The following is a 23,925-nucleotide window of genomic DNA, read 5'->3' on the forward strand; positions in this document are numbered from 1 at the left end:
ATCTAAATAAAAACTTGCACTTTTTTCAAAATCTTGTTATAAAATTAACGAGAGTTAGAAAAGCCTAACTCAAGTTATAAGGAACGAATTGTTTACTAGAATAGGAGGCAAACACAATGGTAGAAATGAAGGAATGGGACGGATTTGATGGACGACTTTGGAAGGAAGAGATCAATGTCCGCCAGTTCATCCAGGATAACTACACACCGTACGAAGGCAATGAGGACTTTTTGACAGGTCCGACAGAGTCGACCAACCGTTTATGGGATGCACTTCAGAAATTGCAAAAAGAAGAACGTGCCAAGGGCGGCGTGCTTGATATGGAGACCAAGGTGGTTTCAGGTCTGACCGCTTATGGTCCGGGATACATTGATGAAGACCTCAAGGATCTGGAAAAGGTCGTTGGTCTTCAGACAGATAAACCACTCAAACGTGCTTTTATGCCATATGGCGGTATCAAGATGGCGGTGCAGGCATGCGAGACTTATGGTTATGAAGTAGATCCTTTGTTAAAGGAAATCTTTACCAAGTATCACAAGACACATAATACTGCTGTGTTTGACGCATATACACCGGAAATGTTAAAGGCCCGCCACAATAAGATCATGACCGGTCTGCCGGATACTTATGGACGCGGACGTATCGTCGGCGATTATCGTAGAGTGGCGCTTTACGGTATCGACTTTTTGATCGAGGAGAAAAAGGAAGACAAGGCAAAATGCGGCAGTGGCAGCATGAAGGGCGAAGTCATCCGTCTGCGCGAGGAGATCGCGGAGCAGATCCGTGCACTGGAAGGCATGAAAGAGATGGCAGCCATTTACGGCTATGACATTTCCAGACCGGCAAAGGATGCAAAAGAGGCGATCCAGTGGCTTTACTTTGGTTATCTGGCAGCCATCAAGACCCAGAATGGTGCAGCCATGTCTGTAGGACGTGTCTCTACCTTCCTTGATATTTATTTCCAGAGAGATCTGGATAAGGGCATCATCACAGAAGAAGAAGTACAGGAACTGGTCGATCACTTTACCATGAAACTGCGTATGGTCAAGTTTGCCAGAATCCCATCTTACAACCAGTTGTTCTCCGGGGATCCGGTATGGGCAACACTGGACGTGGCAGGAACGGGTGTAGACGGCAGATCTATGGTGACAAAGACAGACTATCGTTTCCTGCATACCTTAGAGAACATGGGACCGGCACCGGAGCCAAACCTGACAGTATTGTATTCTTCCAGACTGCCGGAGAACTTCAAGAAATACGCATCCAAGATCTCCATTGCGACAAGTTCTGTCCAGTATGAAAATGACGATGCCATGAAGCCGGAATGGGGCGATGATTATGCCATCTGCTGCTGTGTTTCTGCAACACGTACCGGTAAGGAAATGCAGTTCTTTGGAGCCAGAGCCAACCTTGCAAAATGTCTGCTTTATGCCATCAATGGCGGTGTGGATGAAAAGACCGGCGATCAGGTCGGACCAAAGTATCGTCCGATCACATCAGAGTATCTGGATTATGATGAGGTCATGGAACGCTATGACGACATGATGGAATGGCTGGCAGATCTCTATGTCAATACACTGAACCTGATCCAGTACATGCATGATAAATATTACTATGAGTCAGCCGAACTGGCACTCATGGATACCAATTTGGAACGTACTTTTGCAACCGGTATTGCAGGATTTTCACATGTGATTGATTCTTTGTCCGCGATCAAGTATGCTAAGGTCAAGGTCATTCGTGATGAAAATGGTCTTGCAAAAGATTACGAGATCGAGGGCGATTTCCCAAGATACGGTAATGATGATGACAGAGCCGATGAGATCGGTGTATGGCTCTTAAAAACCTTTATGGATAAGATCAAGAGACATCATACCTACCGCAGAAGTATCCCGACCACATCCATTCTTACCATCACGTCCAATGTGGTCTATGGTAAGGCAACCGGATCTATGCCGGATGGACGTAAGGCGGGCGAGCCGCTTTCTCCGGGAGCAAATCCAAGTTACGGAGCAGAGCAGAACGGTCTGCTGGCATCTTTGAACTCTCTGACCAAACTCCCATATGAGTGGGCGCTGGACGGTATTTCCAATACCCAGACCATCAATCCGGGAGCACTTGGCAATGCCGAGGAGGAGCGTGTGGATAATCTGGTACAGGTTATGGACGGCTACTTCGATCAGGGAGCACATCATCTGAATGTCAATGTCTTTGGCAAGGAAAAACTGATCGATGCGATGGAACATCCGGAGAAGGAAGAGTACGCAAACTTTACCATCCGTGTATCCGGTTATGCAGTCAAGTTTATCGACCTGACCAAGGAACAGCAGATGGATGTGATCGCAAGAACTTGCCACGATCATATGTAACATTCATCCTTTGAAAAGGATAAAAGTAAAGTCTAGGTAGAAGCAGGCCGCGGGATCTCATATCTCGCGGCTTTCTTAGAAAAAGGTGAAAATATGGAAAAAGAAATTTTGGGAAACATTCATTCCGTGGAAAGTTTTGGCTCGGCAGACGGTCCGGGCGTGCGCTATATCGTCTTTTTGAAAGGCTGTCAGATGCGGTGCAAATATTGCCACAATCCGGATACCTGGGCAAAAGCCTGTGGCAGTATGGATGCGCCCAAAGAGGGGGAAAACTGGCAGCGGGCGAAAGATGTGCTCGAAAAGGCAAAACGCTACAAAGCATATTGGAAAAAGAATGGTGGCATTACGGTTAGTGGTGGGGAAGCCCTTTTACAGATTGATTTTCTACTGGAATTATTTACACTGGCAAAAAAAGAGGGTATCCACACCTGCCTTGATACATCCGGGAATCCTTTTACGACAGAAGAACCCTTCTTTTCAAAGTTTGAGAAATTGATGGAAGTGACCGACCTTGTCATGCTGGACATCAAGGAGATGGATGCAAAAAGACACAGAGAATTGACCGGACAGGATAACGCTAATATTTTAGAGATGGCAAGATATTTATCTGACCATGGGAAGGTAATGTGGATCCGTCATGTCCTTGTGCCGGGTGTGACGGATCAGGAAGAGGATCTTTTGGCATTACGGGATTTTGTGGCTTCCTTAAAAACGGTAGACCGCGTGGAAATATTGCCATATCATACACTTGGCGTATTCAAATGGAAGGAACTGGGACTGTCTTACGGTCTGGAAGATGTCGAACCACCGACAAAGGAGCAGCTAGAACGCGCCAAGAAATTGCTTGGCATAGCCTAGTCTTTAATGTATTATTAACAAAACTATACTAGTATGGCAGATATGGGGAGAGAAGAGGGAAACGCATGGAAAAAGATTTTACAAAATACGAATATGTTAATGTGACCATCTTAAAAAGCCTTGCGGGTCTATGCAGGGAGTCCTACGAAGCCTTTGGTTGGGAAGTAATGGGAAATACAAGAGGAAAAGATGAGTGCATCCATATGCGCAGATCGCGCAATGTGCGTGAGCGTAACCGGCTGATGGCAGAGCAACGCAAGATGGAGGATGCGCTTATGGCGATTGAGGAATATGAGCAGAAAAAGAGTCTGACACCGGTGATGTTCGCAATTATGACTGGATTGATTGGTGCCGGCTGGCTGATCGCATCGGTCATCGCGATATCCTACCGACACATGATACTGTTTACCATTTTTGAAATCATAGGGTTTATTGTCTGTGCCATGGCGATGGTTGTTTACAACTGGGAATCGGATCGGCACAAAGACGATTATGCGGCAGAGGAAAACGCTTTGTATGACAAAATATATGAAGCCTGTGAAAAGGCTGACCGGATTCTCGGAAACGAAGGAGGATAAGATACATGATTACCATACTTGTTGTAGAAGATGATACAAAATTAAATTTTATCGTGAGCAAAAAATTAGGTGAGGAAGGATTTGAGGTAAAGCGTGCGGAAAATCCAATTCAGGCCTTTGATATCATGGAGAAGACCAAAGTTGATATGATTGTTTCTGACATTATGATGCCGCAGATGGATGGCTATGAGTTTGCCAGAGAAGTGCGGTCTTTTGATGACAAGATGCCCATCCTTTTCATGACAGCAAAAGATGATATTGCCTCCAAGAAAAAAGGATATGATATCGGTATTGATGATTATATGGTAAAACCGATCGATCTGGTGGAACTTGTGATGCGCGTGGAAGCCTTGCTTCGCAGAGCGGATATTGCGACCGAGAAGCAGTTGCAGGCGGGCAATCTGGTTCTAAAGGAAGAAGAGACTATGGCTTATTACGAGGGAGAGGAACTTCCGCTTACGGTAAAGGAATTCCAGATTCTCTTTAAAATGCTTTCCTATCCCAAAAAGACCTTTACCCGTATGCAGTTGATGGATGAGTTCTGGGGCTTTGACAGTGAGAGTAATCCGAGAACGGTAGACGTTTCCATTACAAAACTCCGTGACAAGATCTCTGCTGTTAAGGAAGTGGAGATCCTGACGGTGCGCGGACTAGGCTATAAGGCGGTGATACATAGTGAAGATTAGTTACGAGGAACCGAAAGATCTGCGCATTGATGCCAAGCGTCCGATCTGGAGAGAGTTTTTCATGGTCTTTGTGGTGCAGACAGTATGTGTTTTCGCCGGCATTGGTCTGTATCAGAACCATGCCCTTTCCACGCTGGGAAATTGGGGCATTTATGTGGCATTGATCTTAAATACCATATTCTTGGCCGCAGTTTCTATGCTTTGCACCAAGATCAACTATCGTATGACCTTTTCAAAGCCTATACAGGAGTTGCGCGGTGCAGCCAGGCGTGTGGCTGGCGGAGATTTTACGGTTCGTATTCTGCCACAGCGTGGAGATGGCAAACGGGATGAGATGGAAGTCCTGATCGAAGATTTTAATACCATGGTGACAGAACTTGCCGCCAATGAGACTTTAAAGAGTGATTTTATCGCGAATGTATCGCATGAGATCAAGACACCGATCGCCATCATACAGAATTATGCCCAGATGTTAGAGAGTCAACATTTGACGGAGCAAGAAAAAAAGGAGTACATTCATACGATCGTGGAGTCATCGGAGCGTCTGTCCGGTCTTGTCCAGAATATTTTGCGCTTGAATAAGATGGAGAGTCAGGCCATCGTTGAGAAGGAACGTTTCTGTCTGGATGAACAACTGGCAGAGTGCATTATCGCTTTCGATGAACCTTTTGATGAGAAAGAATTAGAGGTCAATATTGATCTGGACGAGGGAGTTTATATTGTAAGCGATGAGAGCCTCTTATCTATCGTGTGGAACAACCTGTTAAGCAATGCCATCAAATATACACAAGAAGGCGGCACGATCGATATTTCAATGAAAAAATATGGAGAAAATGGTGCCCTGGTTTCTGTGAAGGATAATGGTTGTGGCATGAGCGAGGAGGTTGTCTGCCGTATTTTTGATAAGTTTTATCAGGGAGATACTTCGCATACTTCCAAGGGAAATGGACTGGGACTTGCCATGGTAAAACGTGTTGTGGAACTTTTGGATGCCAAGATTTCAGTGGAGAGTGAGCCGGGAAAAGGGAGCACATTTACGGTCGAACTTTAAGGTTGTAAATACCCCTGCCGGATGGTATTCTTTTTACTATAATGTACAAAGAAAGGTACAAAATGAGAGGTGGGGTATTATGACAAAAGAAATTAAGACAGAGGCGAGACTGACCTTTTTTGAGGCGACCAGTATTATCGTCGGACATGGCGTGGGATCCGGCATTTTGTCGGTTCCTTTTTTGGCGTCCAGAAATGACTGGAAGGATATGCTCTGGATTGTTGCAGTGGCATATCTGATCAATCTGATCATGCATTATATGATCGCAGAACTTTCCTATAATAATGGGGGCGCGCAGTTTATCAAATGTTTTGAAAACGAACTGTTTGTTGGACGTTTCAAGAAATTTGCTACATGGGTGGCATTCGGACTTTTGGGATTGTCCGTTGTCCTCAATGTCAGTGGTTTTATTGCAGGAGCAGCAGCCGTATTTCATGCATGGTTCGGTCTGCCTAACTGGGCAGGCATGATCCTTTATTACATACTGGCTGCCAGTGTGATCTACTTTGGCATGAAACTGGTCGGTATCTGTGAAAAGATCTCCGTCGGTTCCATGGTGGCGGTTATCGGCATTTTGTTCGTGGCAACGCTGGTTTCCGAGATCAGCCCACTGCCGACCAAGTTTATTGCGACGACCAATCTGGTCGCACTTTACAGTATGATCTCCTTCTCCCTGTCAGCCGTGATGTCGGTGCCACAGGTGGTAAAGGGATTGCAGGGCGATATCAAACGGATCCGTGGAGCCATCGCGGCAGGAACAGGGATCAATACGGGCTTGATCCTTTTGATCACCTTTATGACATTGCTGGGGGCTGGATCGGATATTTCGGAAAACGGAGCATTGGTGGATCTGTCCGCACATCTGGGCGGCTGGGTCAGCATCATCGGTTATATCTTCTCCCTTTTGGCTTTGTCTACGTCTTTCTGGGCAAATACCTTAAATCTGCGTGACATCGTGCATGAGCAGACCAAGTGGAATGTCAAGGTCTCATGGCTGGTATCCAGTGTGCCGTGTCTTTTGATCGCACTGGTGGGCGTATCCAGTTTTGTAGGCTTTACCCGTTTGGCAAGTGTGGTACAGGTATTGACAGGCGTGGGTATCATCATTTCCTACAACCGTTCCAGAAGAAGGGAAAAGAATGCGCCGATCTGCGGTGTTTGGGGCACTTTACCATTTCAGATCCTTGTTGTGGTCAGTACGCTCTTTGCGACCATTGGTGCATTGGCAAAAGTGTACTAAAATTCGACATCAGATTTGTAAATAATTTTGACACTGCCCGGAATTCATGCTATTATTTTCTCGGACCCAAAATGCATATTTATACAGAATAGATGAAGGAGATCGACATGGCTAAAACACCTTTTGTAACAAAAGAAAAAGTAGAAGAGATCGTGAAAAGTATTCCGACCCCGTTTCATTTGTATGATGAAAAGGGAATTCGTGCCAATGCGCAGGCAGTAAAAGAGGCTTTTGCATGGAATCCGGGATTTCGTGAATATTTTGCAGTGAAAGCCAATCCGAATCCTTTTCTGATCAAGATCTTGCAGGAGTATGGATGTGGGACAGACTGTTCTTCCCTGACAGAACTCATGCTCAGCAAAGAATTGGGATTTTCCGGGGAAGAGATCATGTTTTCTTCCAATGATACACCGGCAGAGGAGTTTGTCTATGCCGATGAGATTGGTGCGACCATCAATCTGGATGATTTTACCCATATTCAGTATTTAGAGGATACGATCGGACACATTCCGGAGACGATCAGTTTGCGTTACAATCCGGGCGGTGTCTATGAGATTTCTAATGGGATCATGGATAATCCGGGGGATGCCAAGTATGGCATGACTAAAGAGCAGCTTTTCGAGGGATACCAGATCCTGCGTGATAAAGGTGCAAAGCGTTTTGGCCTGCATGCCTTTTTGGTAAGCAATACCGTGACGAATGATTATTACCCGGCTTTGGCAAAGACTTTGTTTGAACTTGTAGTCGAGTTGAAAGAAAAGACCGGTATTGAGATTTCCTTTATCAATCTTTCCGGTGGCGTGGGGATTGCCTATAGACCGGATCAGATACCGAATGATATCCGCGTGATCGGTGAGGGCGTACATCGTGTCTATGATGAAGTCTTAGTACCGGCTGGTCTTACAGATGTCGCCATCTACACAGAGATGGGACGTTTCATGATGGGACCGTATGGAGCGCTGGTAACAAAGGCAATTCATGAGAAGCATACCTATAAGGAGTACATCGGCGTGGATGCCTGTGCGGTCAATCTGATGCGTCCGGCAATGTATGGCGCATATCACCACATCACAGTTCTGGGCAAGGAAGATGCACCATGTGACCACAAGTATGATGTGACAGGTTCTCTTTGCGAGAACAACGACAAGTTTGCCATTGATCGTATGCTGCCACAGGTGGAGATGGGGGATTATCTCTATATCCATGACACGGGAGCACATGGCTTCGCGATGGGATATAATTACAATGGTAAGTTAAAGTCTGCTGAGGTGCTTTTGAAGGAGGATGGTTCTTACCAGTTGATTCGTCGTGCAGAGACACCGAAGGATTATTTCGCAACTTTTGACTGCTTCGATATCATCAAGGGACTTGTTTAAAAAGACTGAAAAAGATGAAAAAAGAGATTGACAATCTTATCATGTTGATATAAACTATTATTCGTTGATGGCGCATAGCCATAGTATCAACGAGCCGGTGTGGCGGAATTGGCAGACGCACAAGACTCAAAATCTTGCGGGGGCAACTTCGTGTGGGTTCAAGTCCCACCGCCGGCATTGTATTATAGAAACCTCGAATCCAAATGGGTTCGGGGCTTTTTTTCTATAAGGGGCTGGAATTTCAGTGGAATTTTTGCGGTAAACTCTATGATCCGAAGACAAGAGTGTTATATATTGCATTTTTTATACATATCAATTATTATATTGTTATTTGAAGAGACAGGAAAGTAGGTGAGCATATGCAGTTTCGCAAGATTGATGAACACAAGATCCATTGCATAATTTCGCAGGAAGAGATGAGCAAAAAGGGCATCCAGATTGAAGATTTCCTAGATCATCGAGACAAGACAGAGGCGTTCCTGCGTGAGATTCTTGCAGAGGCTAAATATGAACTGAACCTTGATGAGGATATGGGACGCTGTTTTAGTGTTCAGATGGCGGTTATGCCGGAAGGTGATGTTTCGCTTGTCATTAGTGGCGAAGATCACGGTAGCACCGAGGAGACGCTGACAGAGTTCGGCAAACGTCTGCAGGATTTCAAGGAGATCATGGAAGAAGCCAAACGAAAGTTAGATGCGAAAAAGGAAAAACTGCAAAAAGAAGCAGATGCGCTCGAAGGTGTGGAGACAGAGGAAGCCGGGCTGACAGCAGAGGAAGAAAAAACAACAGAGACCAGCCCGCAGGAGCAGGCACCACAAGAGGCGAAAAAGGAGAGGACGGTCTTAAATACACCGATCTGGGTCGCTTTTTCTAATTTAGATGATTGTATTAGTGCCTGTCATCATTTACAGTCACAAAAGGGGCTTTCCAGTGTTGCATACAAATATAAAGATACATATTATCTGCGTTTTCAGTTTTCAGAGGAAGAACATCAGGTGGCAGGTGTGATCCTGGTGGTGTCAGAGTATGGCAAGGAGATCCTGACGGATGATCATGGTGGAGCCGTGATCGCTGAGCATGGAAACATACTTTGCAAGGAAAATGCGGTCGAGACATTGGCTCGTTTATAATGCATGATAAGAGGTGGAGAAATGGCGAAAATACCGCCGTTTTCTCTATCTTTTTTATTGACAGACTGTTATCATATATGATAATATAAAGGAGGCTGGTGATGAAATGAAAAAGAGATACGAAGATGGCATAGTGCCACAGATGAATCAGGATATTCGAGCAGATTTTGCCAGACAGATCCGTGCGATCCGACAGAGTCAGCATTTGACGCAGCAGGTCTTGGCAGATCGTGTCGGCACGAAGAAATCCAATATTTCCCGGATGGAGAGCGGCAGATACAATCCTTCTTTGGATTTTATGGTACGGGTGGCTGCCAGCATGGGGAAGCAGGTTACGATCACAATAGAGGATGAGTAGAGGATATTTACATGAGACAGAGAGCACCAAAATTGGATAAGCATGTAGACAAGGATGTTGTTTTATGCAGCACAACGAACCGACGCGTGAGCAATCACACGACAGATATTTTATTGCAGGATGCGATTCCTTTTACCAAGAACTGGAAGCGGATCCCTTTTTACAAACGCGAGGAATATCGAGGTGCGGATCAGATCTGTGTCTTTTCGATCAACCGCAATCTGTACGGCAGGGCGAGACGCAGTATTTCGCAGTTGGATCGTATGGATCGCAATCGTTTGCTTTTAAATGTGATATAGGGCTTGTTGGGATAGGAGCAGATTATGTTACCACTTGCATTTTGTGAGAGAATGAGGAGAATGTTAGGGCAGGCAGAGTATGAAGCTTTTTTGAAAAGTTATGATGAGGATAAATACCAGGGCTTGCGCTTTAATATAGGAAAGGGAAAACAGGAGGATTTTCTGGCATTAGCAGAGGATGCGTTTTCTCTGGAAAAGATCCCGTGGGCAGAGCATGGATTTTATTATGGTGCGGAGGCTGCACCGGGCAAGCATGCTTATCATGAGGCGGGTGTCTATTATATGCAGGAGCCGAGTGCTATGGCACCGGCGGCTTATCTGCAAGCCAGACCGGGTGAGCGAGTGCTGGATCTTTGTGCAGCGCCCGGCGGTAAGACAACGCAGATCGCGGCACAGATGCGAGGGGAAGGACTGCTCGTGACCAATGAGATCCATCCGGCAAGAGTTAGGATCTTATCCGAGAATGTGGAACGCATGGGTGTGAGAAATGCCCTTGTCACCAATGCGGCTCCGGCAGACCTGCGCAGACATTTTGGTATGTTTTTTCATCGGATCATGGTGGATGCGCCTTGCTCCGGTGAGGGTATGTTCCGCAAGCAGGAGATGGCGGTAGATGAGTGGTCTTTGGAAAATGTGAGGACCTGCGCAGCGCGGCAGGACGAGATCCTGGAGGAAGCATACGCTATGTTGCTGCCGGGTGGGCGGATGGTCTATTCGACCTGTACCTTTGCACCGGATGAAAACGAGGGCAGTATCAGCCGCTTTTTAGCGATACACAGCGACATGCATCTGGTGGAGGTGCCAAAGTATAAAGGCATGAGCCCGGGACGGGCAGACTGGTACGAGGATTTTGCTATCCGCGAGAGTGCGTTTGCACCGGATCCCGAGGAAGTACTTCCGGTTGCAGAGCATCTGGAGCGTTCGATCCGTCTTTGGCCACATCTTTTACATGGAGAAGGACATTTCGTGGCAGTGATGGAGAAGGACGGAGCGTGTCCGCTCATAGACTATAAATTGGAAAAGACGGCTACATACAAAGAACAGAAAGAATTGCAGAAATTTGCAAAGGATTGTTTGGCAAAGGACTGGATGGAGACACTTGCGCAGGGACAGTATCTTACTTTTGGCGAGCAGTTATATCTTGTGCCAAAGGATATGCCGGCTTTAAAAGGATTGAAAGTTTTGCGCCCGGGACTGCATTTGGGAACATTAAAGAAAAACCGCTTTGAACCATCACATGCATGGGCACTTACTTTATATAAGGAAGATGTTCGGCACGTGACGGATCTTTCGTCAAAGGACGAGACGGTCTATGCTTATCTGCGGGGAGAGACTTTTACGGCAGACGGCGAGCCGGGATGGCATCTGATCACGGTGGATGGTTATGCGCTCGGTTGGGGCAAACTGACCGGAACGACCATGAAAAATCATTATCCGAAAGGGTTGAGGATTACATATAAATAATTTAAAAAAATATAAAAAAGTACTTGACGAAACACCTTGGTAAGGCTATACTATCAGTAGTTAGTAAGAACTAACTATGAAAATAAAAAAATAGCAGGATATCGCACAGAATCCATTTGAAATCGTATGCCAACTTTTTCTCCTCTCGTGCGGACTGCTTTTTTTATGGCATATGAGTTAGAGACAACTAACTGCATAATCCGACGAAATGGAGCACATACTAAGCACATGAAAGAGATGGAACAATATCTGATTTGCCACTGTTCTCCGACACTGGCATCGATCAAGACGGCAAATTTATTTTCCTGTTCCTTTGAGAGGCAGGAGGACTTCGCGGAATGTATCGCCTACTGGAACAAGCAGATGCATCCCAAGGGAATTGCAGTCACGGTTTTACAGCAGAAACCGAATTGGGCATTGGTCTATGTGTATCGTATGGCACAATTACAAAAGGATTTACAAAAACCGGGCGTTTCCTGTTTCTTAGAACAATATGGATATGTTGATCTGTGCGTGGAGAAGGCATTGGAACATTTGCAAAAGCGGATTGCAGCCAGTGATGGTTTCCCACATGAGATTGGTATTTTCCTGGATTATCCCTTGGCTGACGTGATCGGGTTTATCGAAAATCAGGGATGTAATTGTAAGTGCAGTGGCTGTTGGAAAGTATATCAGAATGAAGAAGATGCCTTGGAGACATTTGCCCGCTACAAAAAATGCACCCGGATCTACATGGAATTGTGGATGCAGGGGCGCAGCATCAATAAACTGACAGTTTCAGCGTAAAGGGCAGACTTGGCACGAGATCAGAATGGAGGATATGAGATGAGCAAAGTAGCAGTCGTATATTGGAGTGGCTCTGGCAATACAGAGGAAATGGCAAAAGCAGTTGTAAAGGGTGCGCAGGATAAAGGCGCAGACGCAGAATTGATCTATTGCAACGATTTTTCGGCAAGCAAAGTAGTTGATTATGATGCCATCGCCTTTGGCTGCCCTGCAATGGGAGCAGAGGTTTTGGAAGAAAGTGAATTCCAGCCGATGTTTGATGAAGTAAGTGCAGCACTCGGCGGCAAAAAGATCGCTTTGTTTGGCTCCTATGGCTGGGGCACAGGCGAATGGATGGAAAACTGGGAAAATGACTGCAAGGGCGCAGGTGCAAGTCTTGCCTGTGACAGTGTGATCTGCAATAACACCCCAGATGATGAAGGACTGATGCAGTGCGAGGCACTCGGTGCAGCATTGGCATAGCCAGATGCCTGAAATAGGCAGATTTAATTTGTCATAAATGGATAGTTCCCGCTATTCATTTATATATAGTTCTTCCATAGGTAATGGAAGACTCCCTTTTCTTAATACTTATGTGTAAATAATCCTTCCGGAGTGTGGCCGGGAGGATTATTGCGTTATGACTAACCATAAATAGCGTGGGCTAACAAACGTTAGAGCCCAGTAACCACGCTGGTTTGTGGCATTTTTGTGAAATGATGGGATTGTATGAGAGAAGGTACAAAAACCCACTTTTTTGACGTTGATAGGCAAAAAATAAGTGCTAGGATAGTTCATAAATAAAAATGCAATGTGCCATATAAAGAGCATTATATGGCAGGAAAATAAGAAAGAGAGGTATATGATTATGAGCGCAGGTAAAGGATGGGCAAAATTGTCCTTGGTATCTTGCAACCGACCACATCCGCACTTTTGCCCAATATATCGACCTTATTGATCGGATTGCATTCCATGAAAGATGTATCGTAAATTATAATGTATGAAAAGAAAAACAAGAACTATGTGAAATGTTTAACATGGTTCTTGTTTTTTTATACCCAGTATGCTACATTTTCCTTTGAGCGGTATTCATGGTATGAAACTGCATCAGATGATAGTGTGTTATCACAAGTGATGTGAGAAACAAAGGTAGCCGGTGGCACCAAAGCGAGAAACATCAAAACGACGGGTTCGTTTTAAAGGAAGGTGATGACATGAAGATAGGAATTATTGGTTCCGGTCGTGTAGGCTATTCCATGGGAAAGTACATGCAGGATCACGGGATCAGGGTGACGGGATTTTATGACCGGCACCGGGAGCGCGCACTTGATGCGGCACAATTTACAGGTACGGACAGCTTCGATAGGATCGAAGACCTGGTAGCAGCAAGCGATACCCTTTTTCTTACCACTTCTGATGGTGAGATAGCAAACGTATGGGATTGCATTCGGCATCTGTCTATTCAAGGAAAAATCATTTGTCATTTTAGTGGCTCATTATCATCCGATCAATTTCAGGGAATCGAAAAGACGAGGGCTTATGGTCTGTCGATTCATCCAATGTTAGCGTTCAGCGACAAATATACATCCTACAAACAATTACAGAATGCATTTTTTACCTTAGAAGGTCATGCGCAGGCACTTGCAGTCATGGAGCCTTTATTGCAAAAAATGGGAAACCCCGTGCAGAGGATCGCGCCGGAGCAAAAGGCATTGTATCATGCGGCGGCAGCAACACTGAGCAATCAGGTCGTGGCACTTCTGGCGAGCGGTTATGAGATGCTGGAAGCCTGCGGCTTTGACACAGAAAATGCGCGTCGGGCATCAGCGGCACTGGTGCGGGGTAATGTGGAAAATGTCATAGTGTCCGGCTGTGTGCAGGCTTTGACAGGACCCATAGAGCGCGGAGATCTTGTCACGGTAGAAAAGCACTTGCAGGTCATTCCTGCGCAGGGGAAAGAGACGTATATGGCTTTGGCAAGGGAGCAGATCAGGCTCGCAAAAAAGAAAAATCCGCACAGGGATTATACAGACATGGAATGTCTGTTGGCGGATGAAAAGAGAAGGAGACAAAACAATGAAGAATACGGTCGTAACATTTAAGGAAGCAAAGGCAAAGGGCGAAAAACTCACCATGCTCACTGCCTATGATTATTCTACAGCAAAGTTGGTCGATGGCGCAGGCATCAATTCCATCTTAGTGGGGGATTCTCTGGGAAATGTAGTTTTGGGCTATCCTGACACGATCTCAGTGACCATGGAAGATATGATTCACCACTGTGCAGCGGTCAGCCGCGGTATCAAAGATACACTTTTGATTTGTGACATGCCATTTATGTCCTATCAGGCAAGTGTTTACGATGCTGTTGTAAACGCAGGACGCCTCATGAAAGAAGGACGTGCGCATGCCGTCAAACTGGAGGGCGGTGTAGAGATGGAAGAGACCATCCGTTCCATCGTAAATGCCTCCATTCCGGTCTGCGGACATATTGGTCTGACCCCGCAATCCATCAATGCTTTCGGTGGCTTTAAGGTACAGGGAAAGGGCGAGGCGGCAGCGCAAAAACTTCTGGATGATGCCAGAGCCGTAGAGCGTGCAGGAGCATTTGCTGTTGTCTTAGAGTGTGTTCCGGCAGCATTGGCAAAGCGTGTGACAGAGGAGATCTCCATCCCGACGATCGGCATTGGTGCAGGCGCAGACTGCGACGGACAGGTGCTGGTCTATCAGGATATGCTGGGCATGTTTACGGACTTTAAGCCAAAGTTTGTCAAACATTTTGCAAATGTAGGACAGATCATGACAGAGGCTTTCAAGGCTTATGATGCCGAGGTCAAGGCAGGAGAATTCCCGGCAGCAGAACATACTTACAAGATCGATGATAGTATTATAGAAAAATTATATTAAACACAAGGGAGAAAGAAAAAATGGAAATTTGTTATACCATAGCGGATGTCAGAAAACAGGTAAAAGAATGGAAAAAAGAGGGATTGACGATTGGTTTTGTACCGACCATGGGATATCTGCATGAGGGACACAAAAGTCTGATGGAAGAAGCCCGCAAGGAAAACGATAAGGTCGTTGTCAGCATTTTTGTCAATCCGATGCAGTTTGGACCGACAGAGGATCTGGAGTCTTATCCGAGAGATTTGAAAAAGGATGCGGCTCTTTGCAAAGAGGTTGGCGTCGATCTGATCTTTCACCCGGAACCGGAAGAAATGTATCCGGAAGGTTTCTGCTCTTATGTGGATATGAACGGACTGACCACCGAACTCTGTGGCAAGAGCCGCCCGATCCACTTCCGCGGTGTGCAGACCGTTGTTTTAAAACTCTTTCACATTGTCTGCCCGGACAATGCATATTTCGGACAAAAGGATGCACAGCAGTTGGCAGTCATCAAGCGCATGGTCAAGGATCTGAGCGTGGATATCACCATTCACGGCTGCCCGATCATCCGCGAGCAGGATGGGCTGGCAAAGAGTTCCAGAAATACCTATTTAAATGAAGAAGAAAGACAGGCAGCCCTGATCTTATCAAAGAGTCTTGCGCTTGGAAAACAGATGATTGCGGAGGGCGAAAAGGACGCGGCTACCATCAAAAAGGCAATCGCAGACAAGATCGAAACCGAACCTTTGGCAAAGATCGATTATGTCGATGTCGTTGATTTTGCTACGATCACACCGATCGATCAGATCGCAGGAGAGACACTGGTTGCCATTGCGGTCTATATCGGAAAGACTAGACTGATCGATAATTTTATTGTTGAGGCATAAGAAAGGCAAAAAAATGGAAATCACAATGTTAAAAGGAAAGATCCATCGTGCTACCGTGACCCAGGCAGAATTGAATTATGTGGGGAGCATTACGGTCGATACCGAACTTTTGGAAGCGGCAGGCATTATGGAATACGAGTATGTGCAGATCGTCGATGTGGAGAACGGAAACCGTTTTGAAACCTACACGATTGCAGGAGAGGCGGGCAGTGGCATGATCTGTCTCAATGGTGCAGCAGCCAGACAGGTCATGGTCGGCGATCATGTCATCATCATGTCTTATGCATCCATGAGCCCGGAGGAGGCAAAAGACCACAAGCCGCATGTTGTTTTTGTGGATGATGCAAACCGGATCCAGCGGACCTCCCGCTATGAAAAACATGGGCTTTTGTCCGATAATCTGTAACGGGCGGGGCTTTTCTTTCTCGGACAGATGCGGTATAGTAAAGAAAAATATTTGATTAGGTAGGAAATGGATATGTTAGAGGGAAAGTGTATTGTGCTTGGCGTGACGGGAAGCATTGCAGCCTATAAGATCGCAAATCTGGCAAGTATGCTGAAAAAACAGCATGCGGATGTGGAAGTCATCATGACAAAGAATGCAACAAATTTTATCAATCCGATCACGTTTGAAACGCTGACAGGAAATAAATGTCTGGTAGATACCTTTGACCGCAATTTTTCTTTTTCGGTGGAGCATATTGCGATCGCCAAAAAAGCAGATCTGTTTCTTGTGGCACCGGCATCTGCCAATGTCATCGCCAAAATGGCACATGGTATCGCAGATGATATGCTGACAACAACGATCCTGGCATGCAAATGCCCAAAGATCATTTCCCCGGCGATGAACACCGGTATGTTTGAAAATCAGATCGTACAGGATAACTTAAAGACCCTGAAAAAATATGGCATGCAGGTGATCGAGCCGGCCAGTGGCCACCTTGCCTGTGGCGACTCCGGTGCCGGAAAGATGCCGGAACCGGAAGTGCTCTTGCAGTATATCCTGCGTGAGGTCGCATACGAAAAAGACCTTGCCGGAAAGCATCTTTTGGTGACAGCGGGACCGACCAGAGAAGCCATTGATCCGGTGCGTTTTATCTCCAATCATTCGACCGGCAGAATGGGCTATGCCATCGCCAAAATGGCTATGCTGCGCGGGGCGGACGTGACATTGGTCAGCGGTCCGGTAGCATTGGAACCGCCTATGTTTGTAAAGACGGTCACGGTGGAAAGTGCACAGGAGATGTATGAAGCCGTGATGGCAGAGGCGGATGATGCGGATATCATCATCAAATCTGCGGCTGTGGCAGATTATGCACCGGCTGAGGTCAGTCAGGAAAAGATCAAAAAAGCAGAAGGCGACGCTGTGATCCCGCTTGTCCGTACAAAGGATATTTTAGCGGCATTAGGCGAAAAAAAGCGCGAAGATCAGTTTATCTGCGGTTTTGCCATGGAGACGGAGCATTTGCTGGAAAATGCAAAAGCCAAACGGGAGAAAAAGAAGGTCGATATGATCGTTGCCAACAGCATCCGCCAGAGCGGTGCCGGATTCGGCGGTGATACAAATGTAGCAACTTTGATCACAGGAGAGGGCATGCGATCCCTGCCCCTGATGAGCAAGGAAGCGCTGGCTATGGAGATTTTGGACGAAGCAGCCCGAGGTCTTCATTTACGATAGCAAGGATCTCTCTTGTAAAGTAGGTGGGAAAGAGCCACCAGGCAGTCTTGGCAGGGATCCCGTAGGCAGAAAAGCCGAGTTTTTTGGCAATGCAGAGACTGCGGTAAAGATGAAATTCATTTGAGACAAGGGCGAGATGTGGATCGAGCCCTTGTTTTTTTATGATGGCGGAGGAAAACAAGAGATTTTCCTGCGTGGTCCGTGACCGGTCCTCCATAAAAATACGGCTTTTGGGGATGCCATGACAGATCAGATATTGCTGCATACAGGCAGCCTCGGAAATGCCTTCATCCTCCCCCTTGCCGCCGGAAACAATGCATTTGCTGTCCGGATTGGCACGCAGATAGGCGATGGCGGCATCCATGCGTTCTTCTAGCATAAGGCTTGCCTTGGTGCCGTAGACCTTGCAGCCTAAAACAATGAGCGTGCATGCCTGCCGGGGATGCGCCTTTATGGCGGATAAGATGCGGCAGGCATTGATAAGAAACAGAAGGCAGGTAAGAGCAAGCAGGGCGAGAAAAAGGGCGCAGAGCAGGCGAGAAAATCCGGGCTGCGCGAGCGCCGCGGTCATGCCCTGCCGGATCTGCCTTGGAAAAATTCCGTAAATCATCAGCAGGACGGAAAAGATAAGTCCGGTCACATTGCCGGGATTTAAGATTCTTTTGGTAAAAAAGGGCATGAGAAACCAGATACAAAATAGGATTCCTATAAAAAACAATAAAACATGCATATGTCGTGATCTCCTTTTCTGCAAGCATCATATCATATTTGGATTTTAAACGGAACTTTGGAAAATAAAATACTATATGCAATGAGACAATAATGGTACATGCTATGTGCTACCCTAAGGTCAACAAAAAAGACAGGTTGATCGAAAAGAGGAGGCAGCACAATGAAAGGATACACAGTAGGAAGCGGATTTATGGGATATGTAGATGGGGAATACATTTTATTTGCAAGTGAGGCGGATTACTACGAATTTATGGAAGAGGCGGCTTAGTTGTGGTATAATACATCAGTTAGATTTTATGAGTGGAACATGGCAGAAGTGTCATGTTTGCCTAGTGCAATAGAAAAGGAGATGTATGTATTATGAGCAAAAAAATCGATCCACAGGTCATCAATGAAAGACTGCGTGCTCTGCGCCGCCTGATGCAGGAAAAGGGGATCATGGTCTATGTCGTTCCGACTTCCGATGATCATATTTCCGAGTATGTCGGAGAACACTATAAGTGTCGTGCTTATATCACAGGTTTCACAGGATCTGCTGGTACGGCGGTGATCACTTTAGAGGAAGCCGGTGTATGGACAGACGGACGTTATTTTGTGCAGGCGGCTGCACAGGTGGCAGGCAGTGATGTGACCTTATACCGTATAGGAGAGCCGGAAGTGCCGACCGTCATGGAGTTTGTAGAGGAGCATCTGAAAGAGGGCGCTACGATCGGTTTTGACGGTGCCTGCATGGCAGCGGGAGAAGCCAAGGAGTTGCGTGGGATCGCTGAGAAAAAGTCCGGCAAGATCGCCATGGATGAGAATCTGATCGCCGAGATCTGGGAGAATCGTCCTGCCCTTCCACAGGAGCCGGTCTTTGTTTTACGTCAGCAGTATGCAGGGGAGTCTACCCAGGATAAATTGGCGCGTATCCGTGCAGAATTAAAGAAAAAGGGAGCAGACAGCCATCTGGTCGGCAGCCTTTATGATATTGCATGGATCACCAACTTGCGTGGCGGTGATATTTCGCATGTACCTGTATTTTTGTCTTTCCTCTTTTTGACGGGACAGGATGCTATCCTGTATGCCTTCTATGAGAAGTGGCCGGAGGAAGTCAGAGATTATCTGGCAGAATGTGGTTTTACACTGCGTCCGTATGATGCAGTTTATGATGAGTTGCCTCAGCGCGTGCAGGAAGCAGGAGGAAAGGTTCTCTTAAATCCGGGAACTATCAATGCCAAACTTATGAGCCTTGTCAGTCAGGATCAGATCCTTGAGGGACATGATCCATCAGAACTGATGCGTGCCATCAAGAATGAGACAGAGGTTGCAAACACGATCGAGGCCCATATTTATGATGGTCTTGCCGTGACTAAGTTTATTCATTATCTCAAGACCAATGTCGGCAGCGAACCAATGACAGAGATCAGTGCGTCTGATTATCTGCAGGAGCGCAGAGAGGAACAGCCGGGATTTTTGGATCTGAGTTTCGATACCATCAGTGCATATGGTGCCAATGCTGCCATGATGCATTATTCAGCAACACCGGAAGATCATGCAACACTTGCACCGGAAGGCATGCTGCTTGTGGATTCCGGCGGACATTATCTGGGGGGTACGACTGATATTACCAGAACCATCGTCTTAGGACCGATTTCCGATGAGATCAAAAAGGTGTATACGCTGGTATTAAAGGGACACCTGCGTCTGGCACATGCAAAATTTCCAAAGGGCGTATCTGGGACCAATCTGGATGCGATCGCCAGAGGACCGCTCTGGGATTTGGGCTTAGATTACCGTTGTGGAACCGGACATGGCGTAGGCCATATCTTAAATGTGCATGAAGGACCAAATGCATTCCGTTGGCGCACGACTGATATGTTCCCATCCCAGGAGTTGATCCCGGGCATGATCACAACGGATGAGCCGGGCTTCTATGAAGAAGGCGGTTATGGTATCCGCATCGAGAACGAACTTCTTTGTGTCGAGGCAGAAAAGACAGAGTATGGTCAGTATTATCAGTTCCAGAACCTGACCTTTGCCCCGATCGATCTGGATGCAGTACTGCCGGACATGATGACAGACAAAGAGAGAGACTGGCTCAATACTTATCACAGACAGGTCTATGATACCCTGAGTCCATATTTAGATGACAAGGAAAAGGAATGGCTACAGTATGAAACAAGAGCAATCTAATAAGTTATTACTCATAGATGGACACAGCATTTTAAACCGTGCTTTTTTTGGACTGCCGGATCTGACCAATGCAGCAGGACAGCATACCAATGCGGTCTATGGATTTTTAAATATCATGTTCAAGATCATGGACACGGAAAAGCCGTCCTATCTGACCGTAGCCTTTGATGAGCATGCACCGACTTTTCGTCACAAGATGTTTGCAGAATACAAGGGCACGAGAAAGCCTATGGCAGATGAACTGCGTCAACAGGTTCCTATGATGAAGCAGATGCTTACCGCAATGGGGATCACGGTGATCTCCAAAGAGGGACTGGAAGCGGACGACCTTCTGGGTACTATGGCGCGCCTTGCTGAAGATCAGGGCATGGAAGTCACGATCGTCTCCGGCGATAGGGATCTTCTGCAACTGGCAACAGACCATACCAAGATCAGTATTCCAAAGACCAAAAAGACGGGTACGGAGATTGAGAATTATTATGCAGCCGATGTGGCAGAGCGTTATCTGGTGACACCGACGGAGTTTATCGATGTCAAGGCTTTGATGGGAGATACTGCGGATAACATCCCTGGCGTACCGGGGATCGGTGAAAAGACGGCAACAGCCATCATTTCCCAGTATCATTCGATCGAGGCAGCACATGAGGCAGCAGATCAGTTACGCCCGCCGCGTGCCGCCAAGAATATCGTGGAGTTTTACGATCAGGCGGTCATGTCAAAGGAATTGGCGACCATTGAGGTGCACGCGGACATCACCTATGATTTGCAAGCGGCAAGACTTACGGATATCTTTACCCCGGAGGCATATGCGCTGTGCAAGGAATGGGAGTTCAAGAATCTTTTAGGCAGATTTCAGATCCAGGCACCAAGGAATGTAGCGGAAGATGCCTTCTCACAGGCAGAGGATACACAGAGCCTGACTGCTTTTGCAGAGGAATTGGCGAAGGGGCAGGCATCTTATATTGGTCTGTATCTGGCATGGAGACAGCGCAGTGCCAAGGAGTGGGAGGATGCGTCACTTGCCAAGGACGGCGATGGGCAGTTATCCCTCTTTACAAGTCAGAAAATATCGGAAGATGCCTGTCAGGAATACGAGATTTACGGTATAGCACTTTCAGATGGAGAAAAGAGTCTGTGGGCACCGATGGATGATATTTCCTGCATAACGCAGGTCTTAGAGCATCTGATAGCACAGGGAAAGCGTCTGGCATGTATGAATGTCAAGGAAGCCATAAAGATCTGTACACCGCATTTGCAGGAGCGGTTTTTACATTATGAGAATGTCTATGATGTGGCAGTGGCAGAGTATCTGTTGCAGCCGCTCAAGAATACCTATGTAGCAGAAGATCTGGCGAGCGAATATCTGGGTATCAGTGTGCCGGGCTATGGGGAGACCTTTGGCAAGAGAAGTCTGGCGCAGGCATTGGAAGAAATGCCAAAGGAATTTTGCTCCTATGCCTGCTATGAGGCATATATCTGCAGCCGTGTGGCTGGTATGCAGTGGGAAAGCCTGAAAGAAAAGCAGATGGATGATCTGTATCGGGATGTCGAACTGCCGCTGATCTTTACACTGGCAGATATGGAACTGGAAGGCATTGCGATTGATGCTAAAGCCTTGGAAGAATATGGCGGACGCCTGATGGGACGTCTGGTGGAATTAGAGCAAAAGATCTATGACGAAGCCGGAGAAGAGTTCAACATCAATTCGCCAAAGCAGTTGGGACTTATCCTTTTTGAAAAGATGGGGATGCCGGGTGGCAAGAAGACAAAGACCGGCTATTCTACGGCGGCAGATGTCTTAGAAAATCTGGCACCGGACTATCCGATCGTGGCAGACATTTTAGAATACCGCCAACTGGCAAAACTGAAATCGACTTATGCAGAAGGACTTTCAAATTGTATTGCGCCGGACGGACGGATCCATTCTTCCTTCCAGCAGACCGTTACGGCAACCGGCCGTATCAGCAGTACGGAGCCAAATTTACAGAATATACCGATCCGCATGGAACTAGGCAAGTTGATCCGCAAGGTCTTTCATCCAAAGGATGGTTTTGTCTTTGTGGATGCAGATTATTCCCAGATCGAACTGCGTGTCTTATCCCATATGTCAGGGGATCAGAACCTGATCCATGCCTTTTTGCAGGGACAGGATATCCACAGGTCTACAGCGTCACTGGTATTCCACACAGCCTTTGAGGATGTCACAGAATTACAAAGACGCAATGCCAAGGCGGTCAACTTTGGTATCGTCTATGGGATCAGTGCCTTTGGATTGAGCCGGGATCTCGGTATCAGCAAGAAAGAGGCTGGCAAGTATATCGATGATTATTTTCTGGCTTATCCGCGCATGAAAGAATTTTTGGATGGGCTGGTAGCAGAGGGCAAGGAAGCAGGAGAGGTCAAGACCATGTATGGGCGTATCCGGCCGATTCCGGAACTTTCATCCAGCAATTTTATGCAGCGCCAGTTTGGTGAACGTATCGCGATGAACTCTCCAATCCAGGGAACTGCGGCGGATATCATCAAGATCGCCATGGTGCATGTGCATGACCGTTTACAAAAAGAAGGCTTGGCATCCAGACTTCTTTTGCAGGTGCATGATGAACTTTTGATCGAGGCAAAAGAGGAAGAGTTGCCGGTGGTAAAAAAGATCCTGCAGGAAGAGATGGAAGGTGCTGCAAAACTGGCAGTGCCGTTGACGATCGATATGCATACCGGCTATACATGGTATGATGCAAAATAACTTTGTTTTGCCTGTAGAAAATGATACAATGGAGTAGATTATGAAGTTTATAGGGATCACCGGAGGTGTCGGTGCCGGAAAGTCGACGGTACTGGCGTATTTGAAGGAAAATTACAAATGTCATATTGCTTTAGCAGATGATCTGGCAAAGTCATTGATGGAGCCAGGGAGCATCTGCTACGGTGCGCTGGTAGACCTGCTAAGTCCTTATCAGGTCTTTGATGGAGCCGGACGGATAGAAAAAGAGAGCATGGCGCGCCTGCTTTTTTCAAAAGAAGAGGTGCGCGCACAGGTCAATGCCATTGTCCATCCTGCGGTCAAGGAATGTGTATTGGCACAGGTCAAAGAGGCGAGAAATCAAGGCAGGTTGGACTATTTTTTCTTCGAGGCAGCGCTTCTTTTAGAGGATCATTACGAGGAAGTCTGTGATGAATTGTGGTATATCTATGCTTCAGAGGACGAGCGGAGGATGCGTCTGAAACGTGACAGAGGTTACACGGACGAAAAGATAGATCAGATCTTCGCCAGCCAGATGCCGGAGAAAGCCTTTCGGCAGGCATGTGCCCATGTGATCGACAGCAGTGGAAGTATGGAAGGGACGCAGGCACAGGTACGGCAGATCTTAGGATAGGAAAGTGATAGAGGAGAGCAGA

At 46.7% G+C, this 23,925-nt stretch carries 22 protein-coding genes and 1 tRNA gene; 22 read left to right on the top strand and 1 reads right to left on the bottom strand.

The window, feature by feature from the left end; genetic code table 11:
- The first annotated feature begins 116 nt into the window (after positions 1–116).
- The 19 genes from pflB to coaBC all read left to right on the top strand — a co-directional run bounded on the left by pflB (position 117) and on the right by coaBC (position 17,622).
- Complete coding sequence (gene pflB / locus DW183_RS04650) at positions 117–2,369, top strand: formate C-acetyltransferase (RefSeq protein ID WP_118280855.1); 2,253 nt, start codon at positions 117–119, stop codon at positions 2,367–2,369.
- A gap of 93 nt (positions 2,370–2,462) precedes the next feature.
- Positions 2,463–3,227 carry a pyruvate formate-lyase-activating protein gene (gene pflA, locus DW183_RS04655; RefSeq protein WP_118280856.1) on the top strand — a complete coding sequence of 255 codons (765 nt, stop codon included), beginning with the start codon at positions 2,463–2,465 and terminating at the stop codon, positions 3,225–3,227.
- A 65-nt stretch (positions 3,228–3,292) separates the two neighbouring features.
- Complete coding sequence (locus DW183_RS04660) at positions 3,293–3,805, top strand: hypothetical protein (protein WP_118280857.1); 513 nt, start codon at positions 3,293–3,295, stop codon at positions 3,803–3,805.
- A gap of 5 nt (positions 3,806–3,810) precedes the next feature.
- On the top strand, positions 3,811–4,491 hold the full coding sequence (locus DW183_RS04665; protein ID WP_118280858.1) for a response regulator transcription factor: 681 nt from the start codon (positions 3,811–3,813) through the stop codon (positions 4,489–4,491).
- The gene (locus DW183_RS04670; RefSeq protein ID WP_118280859.1) at positions 4,481–5,542 is read left to right on the top strand and encodes a HAMP domain-containing sensor histidine kinase; all 1,062 of its coding nucleotides are present in this window, start codon (positions 4,481–4,483) and stop codon (positions 5,540–5,542) included. The genes DW183_RS04665 and DW183_RS04670 overlap by 11 nt, the downstream gene beginning before the upstream one ends.
- A gap of 79 nt (positions 5,543–5,621) precedes the next feature.
- Positions 5,622–6,782 carry an aromatic amino acid transport family protein gene (locus DW183_RS04675; protein WP_158573019.1) on the top strand — a complete coding sequence of 387 codons (1,161 nt, stop codon included), beginning with the start codon at positions 5,622–5,624 and terminating at the stop codon, positions 6,780–6,782.
- Between the two features lie 107 nt (positions 6,783–6,889).
- Positions 6,890–8,158, top strand: coding sequence for a diaminopimelate decarboxylase (locus DW183_RS04680; RefSeq protein ID WP_118280861.1), 1,269 nt, complete (start codon positions 6,890–6,892; stop codon positions 8,156–8,158).
- Between the two features lie 93 nt (positions 8,159–8,251).
- Positions 8,252–8,335 (top strand) — tRNA-Leu (locus DW183_RS04685).
- A gap of 182 nt (positions 8,336–8,517) precedes the next feature.
- Positions 8,518–9,288, top strand: coding sequence for an adaptor protein MecA (locus tag DW183_RS04690; protein WP_118280862.1), 771 nt, complete (start codon positions 8,518–8,520; stop codon positions 9,286–9,288).
- A 106-nt stretch (positions 9,289–9,394) separates the two neighbouring features.
- The gene (locus DW183_RS04695) at positions 9,395–9,646 is read left to right on the top strand and encodes a helix-turn-helix domain-containing protein (RefSeq protein ID WP_118280863.1); all 252 of its coding nucleotides are present in this window, start codon (positions 9,395–9,397) and stop codon (positions 9,644–9,646) included.
- Positions 9,647–9,657: 11 nt separating this feature from the next.
- Positions 9,658–9,945 (top strand): hypothetical protein, encoded by a 288-nt coding sequence (locus DW183_RS04700; RefSeq protein WP_118280864.1) that lies wholly within the window; start codon positions 9,658–9,660, stop codon positions 9,943–9,945.
- A 24-nt stretch (positions 9,946–9,969) separates the two neighbouring features.
- The gene (locus DW183_RS04705) at positions 9,970–11,409 is read left to right on the top strand and encodes an RsmF rRNA methyltransferase first C-terminal domain-containing protein (RefSeq protein WP_118280865.1); all 1,440 of its coding nucleotides are present in this window, start codon (positions 9,970–9,972) and stop codon (positions 11,407–11,409) included.
- Between the two features lie 228 nt (positions 11,410–11,637).
- The gene (locus tag DW183_RS04710; protein ID WP_243069514.1) at positions 11,638–12,195 is read left to right on the top strand and encodes a DUF3793 family protein; all 558 of its coding nucleotides are present in this window, start codon (positions 11,638–11,640) and stop codon (positions 12,193–12,195) included.
- 39 nt (positions 12,196–12,234) lie between these two features.
- Positions 12,235–12,657: a flavodoxin gene (locus DW183_RS04715; protein WP_118280866.1), complete on the top strand. Its 423-nt coding sequence runs from the start codon at positions 12,235–12,237 to the stop codon at positions 12,655–12,657.
- Between the two features lie 653 nt (positions 12,658–13,310).
- Positions 13,311–14,276 (top strand): Rossmann-like and DUF2520 domain-containing protein, encoded by a 966-nt coding sequence (locus DW183_RS04720; RefSeq protein ID WP_256386572.1) that lies wholly within the window; start codon positions 13,311–13,313, stop codon positions 14,274–14,276.
- Entirely contained in the window at positions 14,251–15,078 is an 828-nt protein-coding gene (gene panB, locus DW183_RS04725; RefSeq protein WP_118280868.1) for a 3-methyl-2-oxobutanoate hydroxymethyltransferase, read from the top strand. Before DW183_RS04720 ends, panB begins: the two co-directional genes overlap by 26 nt.
- Before the next feature lie 20 nt (positions 15,079–15,098).
- The gene (gene panC / locus DW183_RS04730; protein ID WP_118280869.1) at positions 15,099–15,944 is read left to right on the top strand and encodes a pantoate--beta-alanine ligase; all 846 of its coding nucleotides are present in this window, start codon (positions 15,099–15,101) and stop codon (positions 15,942–15,944) included.
- Positions 15,945–15,957: 13 nt separating this feature from the next.
- Positions 15,958–16,350, top strand: a complete 393-nt coding sequence (panD, locus tag DW183_RS04735; RefSeq protein WP_118280870.1) for an aspartate 1-decarboxylase — start codon at positions 15,958–15,960, stop codon at positions 16,348–16,350.
- 72 nt (positions 16,351–16,422) lie between these two features.
- Positions 16,423–17,622, top strand: coding sequence for a bifunctional phosphopantothenoylcysteine decarboxylase/phosphopantothenate--cysteine ligase CoaBC (gene coaBC / locus DW183_RS04740; RefSeq protein ID WP_118280871.1), 1,200 nt, complete (start codon positions 16,423–16,425; stop codon positions 17,620–17,622).
- On the opposite strand, the gene DW183_RS04745 is transcribed toward coaBC, so the two are convergent.
- Positions 17,576–18,352 (bottom strand): YdcF family protein, encoded by a 777-nt coding sequence (locus DW183_RS04745; RefSeq protein ID WP_118280872.1) that lies wholly within the window; start codon positions 18,350–18,352, stop codon positions 17,576–17,578. The two genes, coaBC and DW183_RS04745, sit on opposite strands and share 47 nt — an antisense overlap.
- A 362-nt stretch (positions 18,353–18,714) precedes the next feature.
- On the opposite strand from DW183_RS04745, the gene DW183_RS04750 reads away from it, so the two are divergent.
- From DW183_RS04750 to coaE, 3 genes are read left to right on the top strand one after another with little or no spacing between them, the layout of a single operon-like run.
- Positions 18,715–20,529 carry an aminopeptidase P family protein gene (locus tag DW183_RS04750; protein WP_118280873.1) on the top strand — a complete coding sequence of 605 codons (1,815 nt, stop codon included), beginning with the start codon at positions 18,715–18,717 and terminating at the stop codon, positions 20,527–20,529.
- On the top strand, positions 20,510–23,272 hold the full coding sequence (gene polA / locus DW183_RS04755) for a DNA polymerase I (RefSeq protein WP_118280874.1): 2,763 nt from the start codon (positions 20,510–20,512) through the stop codon (positions 23,270–23,272). Before DW183_RS04750 ends, polA begins: the two co-directional genes overlap by 20 nt.
- A 40-nt stretch (positions 23,273–23,312) precedes the next feature.
- Complete coding sequence (coaE, locus tag DW183_RS04760) at positions 23,313–23,903, top strand: dephospho-CoA kinase (protein WP_118280875.1); 591 nt, start codon at positions 23,313–23,315, stop codon at positions 23,901–23,903.
- The last annotated feature ends 22 nt before the right edge of the window (positions 23,904–23,925 follow it).

Source organism: Roseburia sp. AM16-25 (assembly GCF_003473825.1).
In the GTDB taxonomy this organism is placed as follows: Bacteria; Bacillota; Clostridia; order Lachnospirales; family Lachnospiraceae; genus Pararoseburia; species Pararoseburia lenta.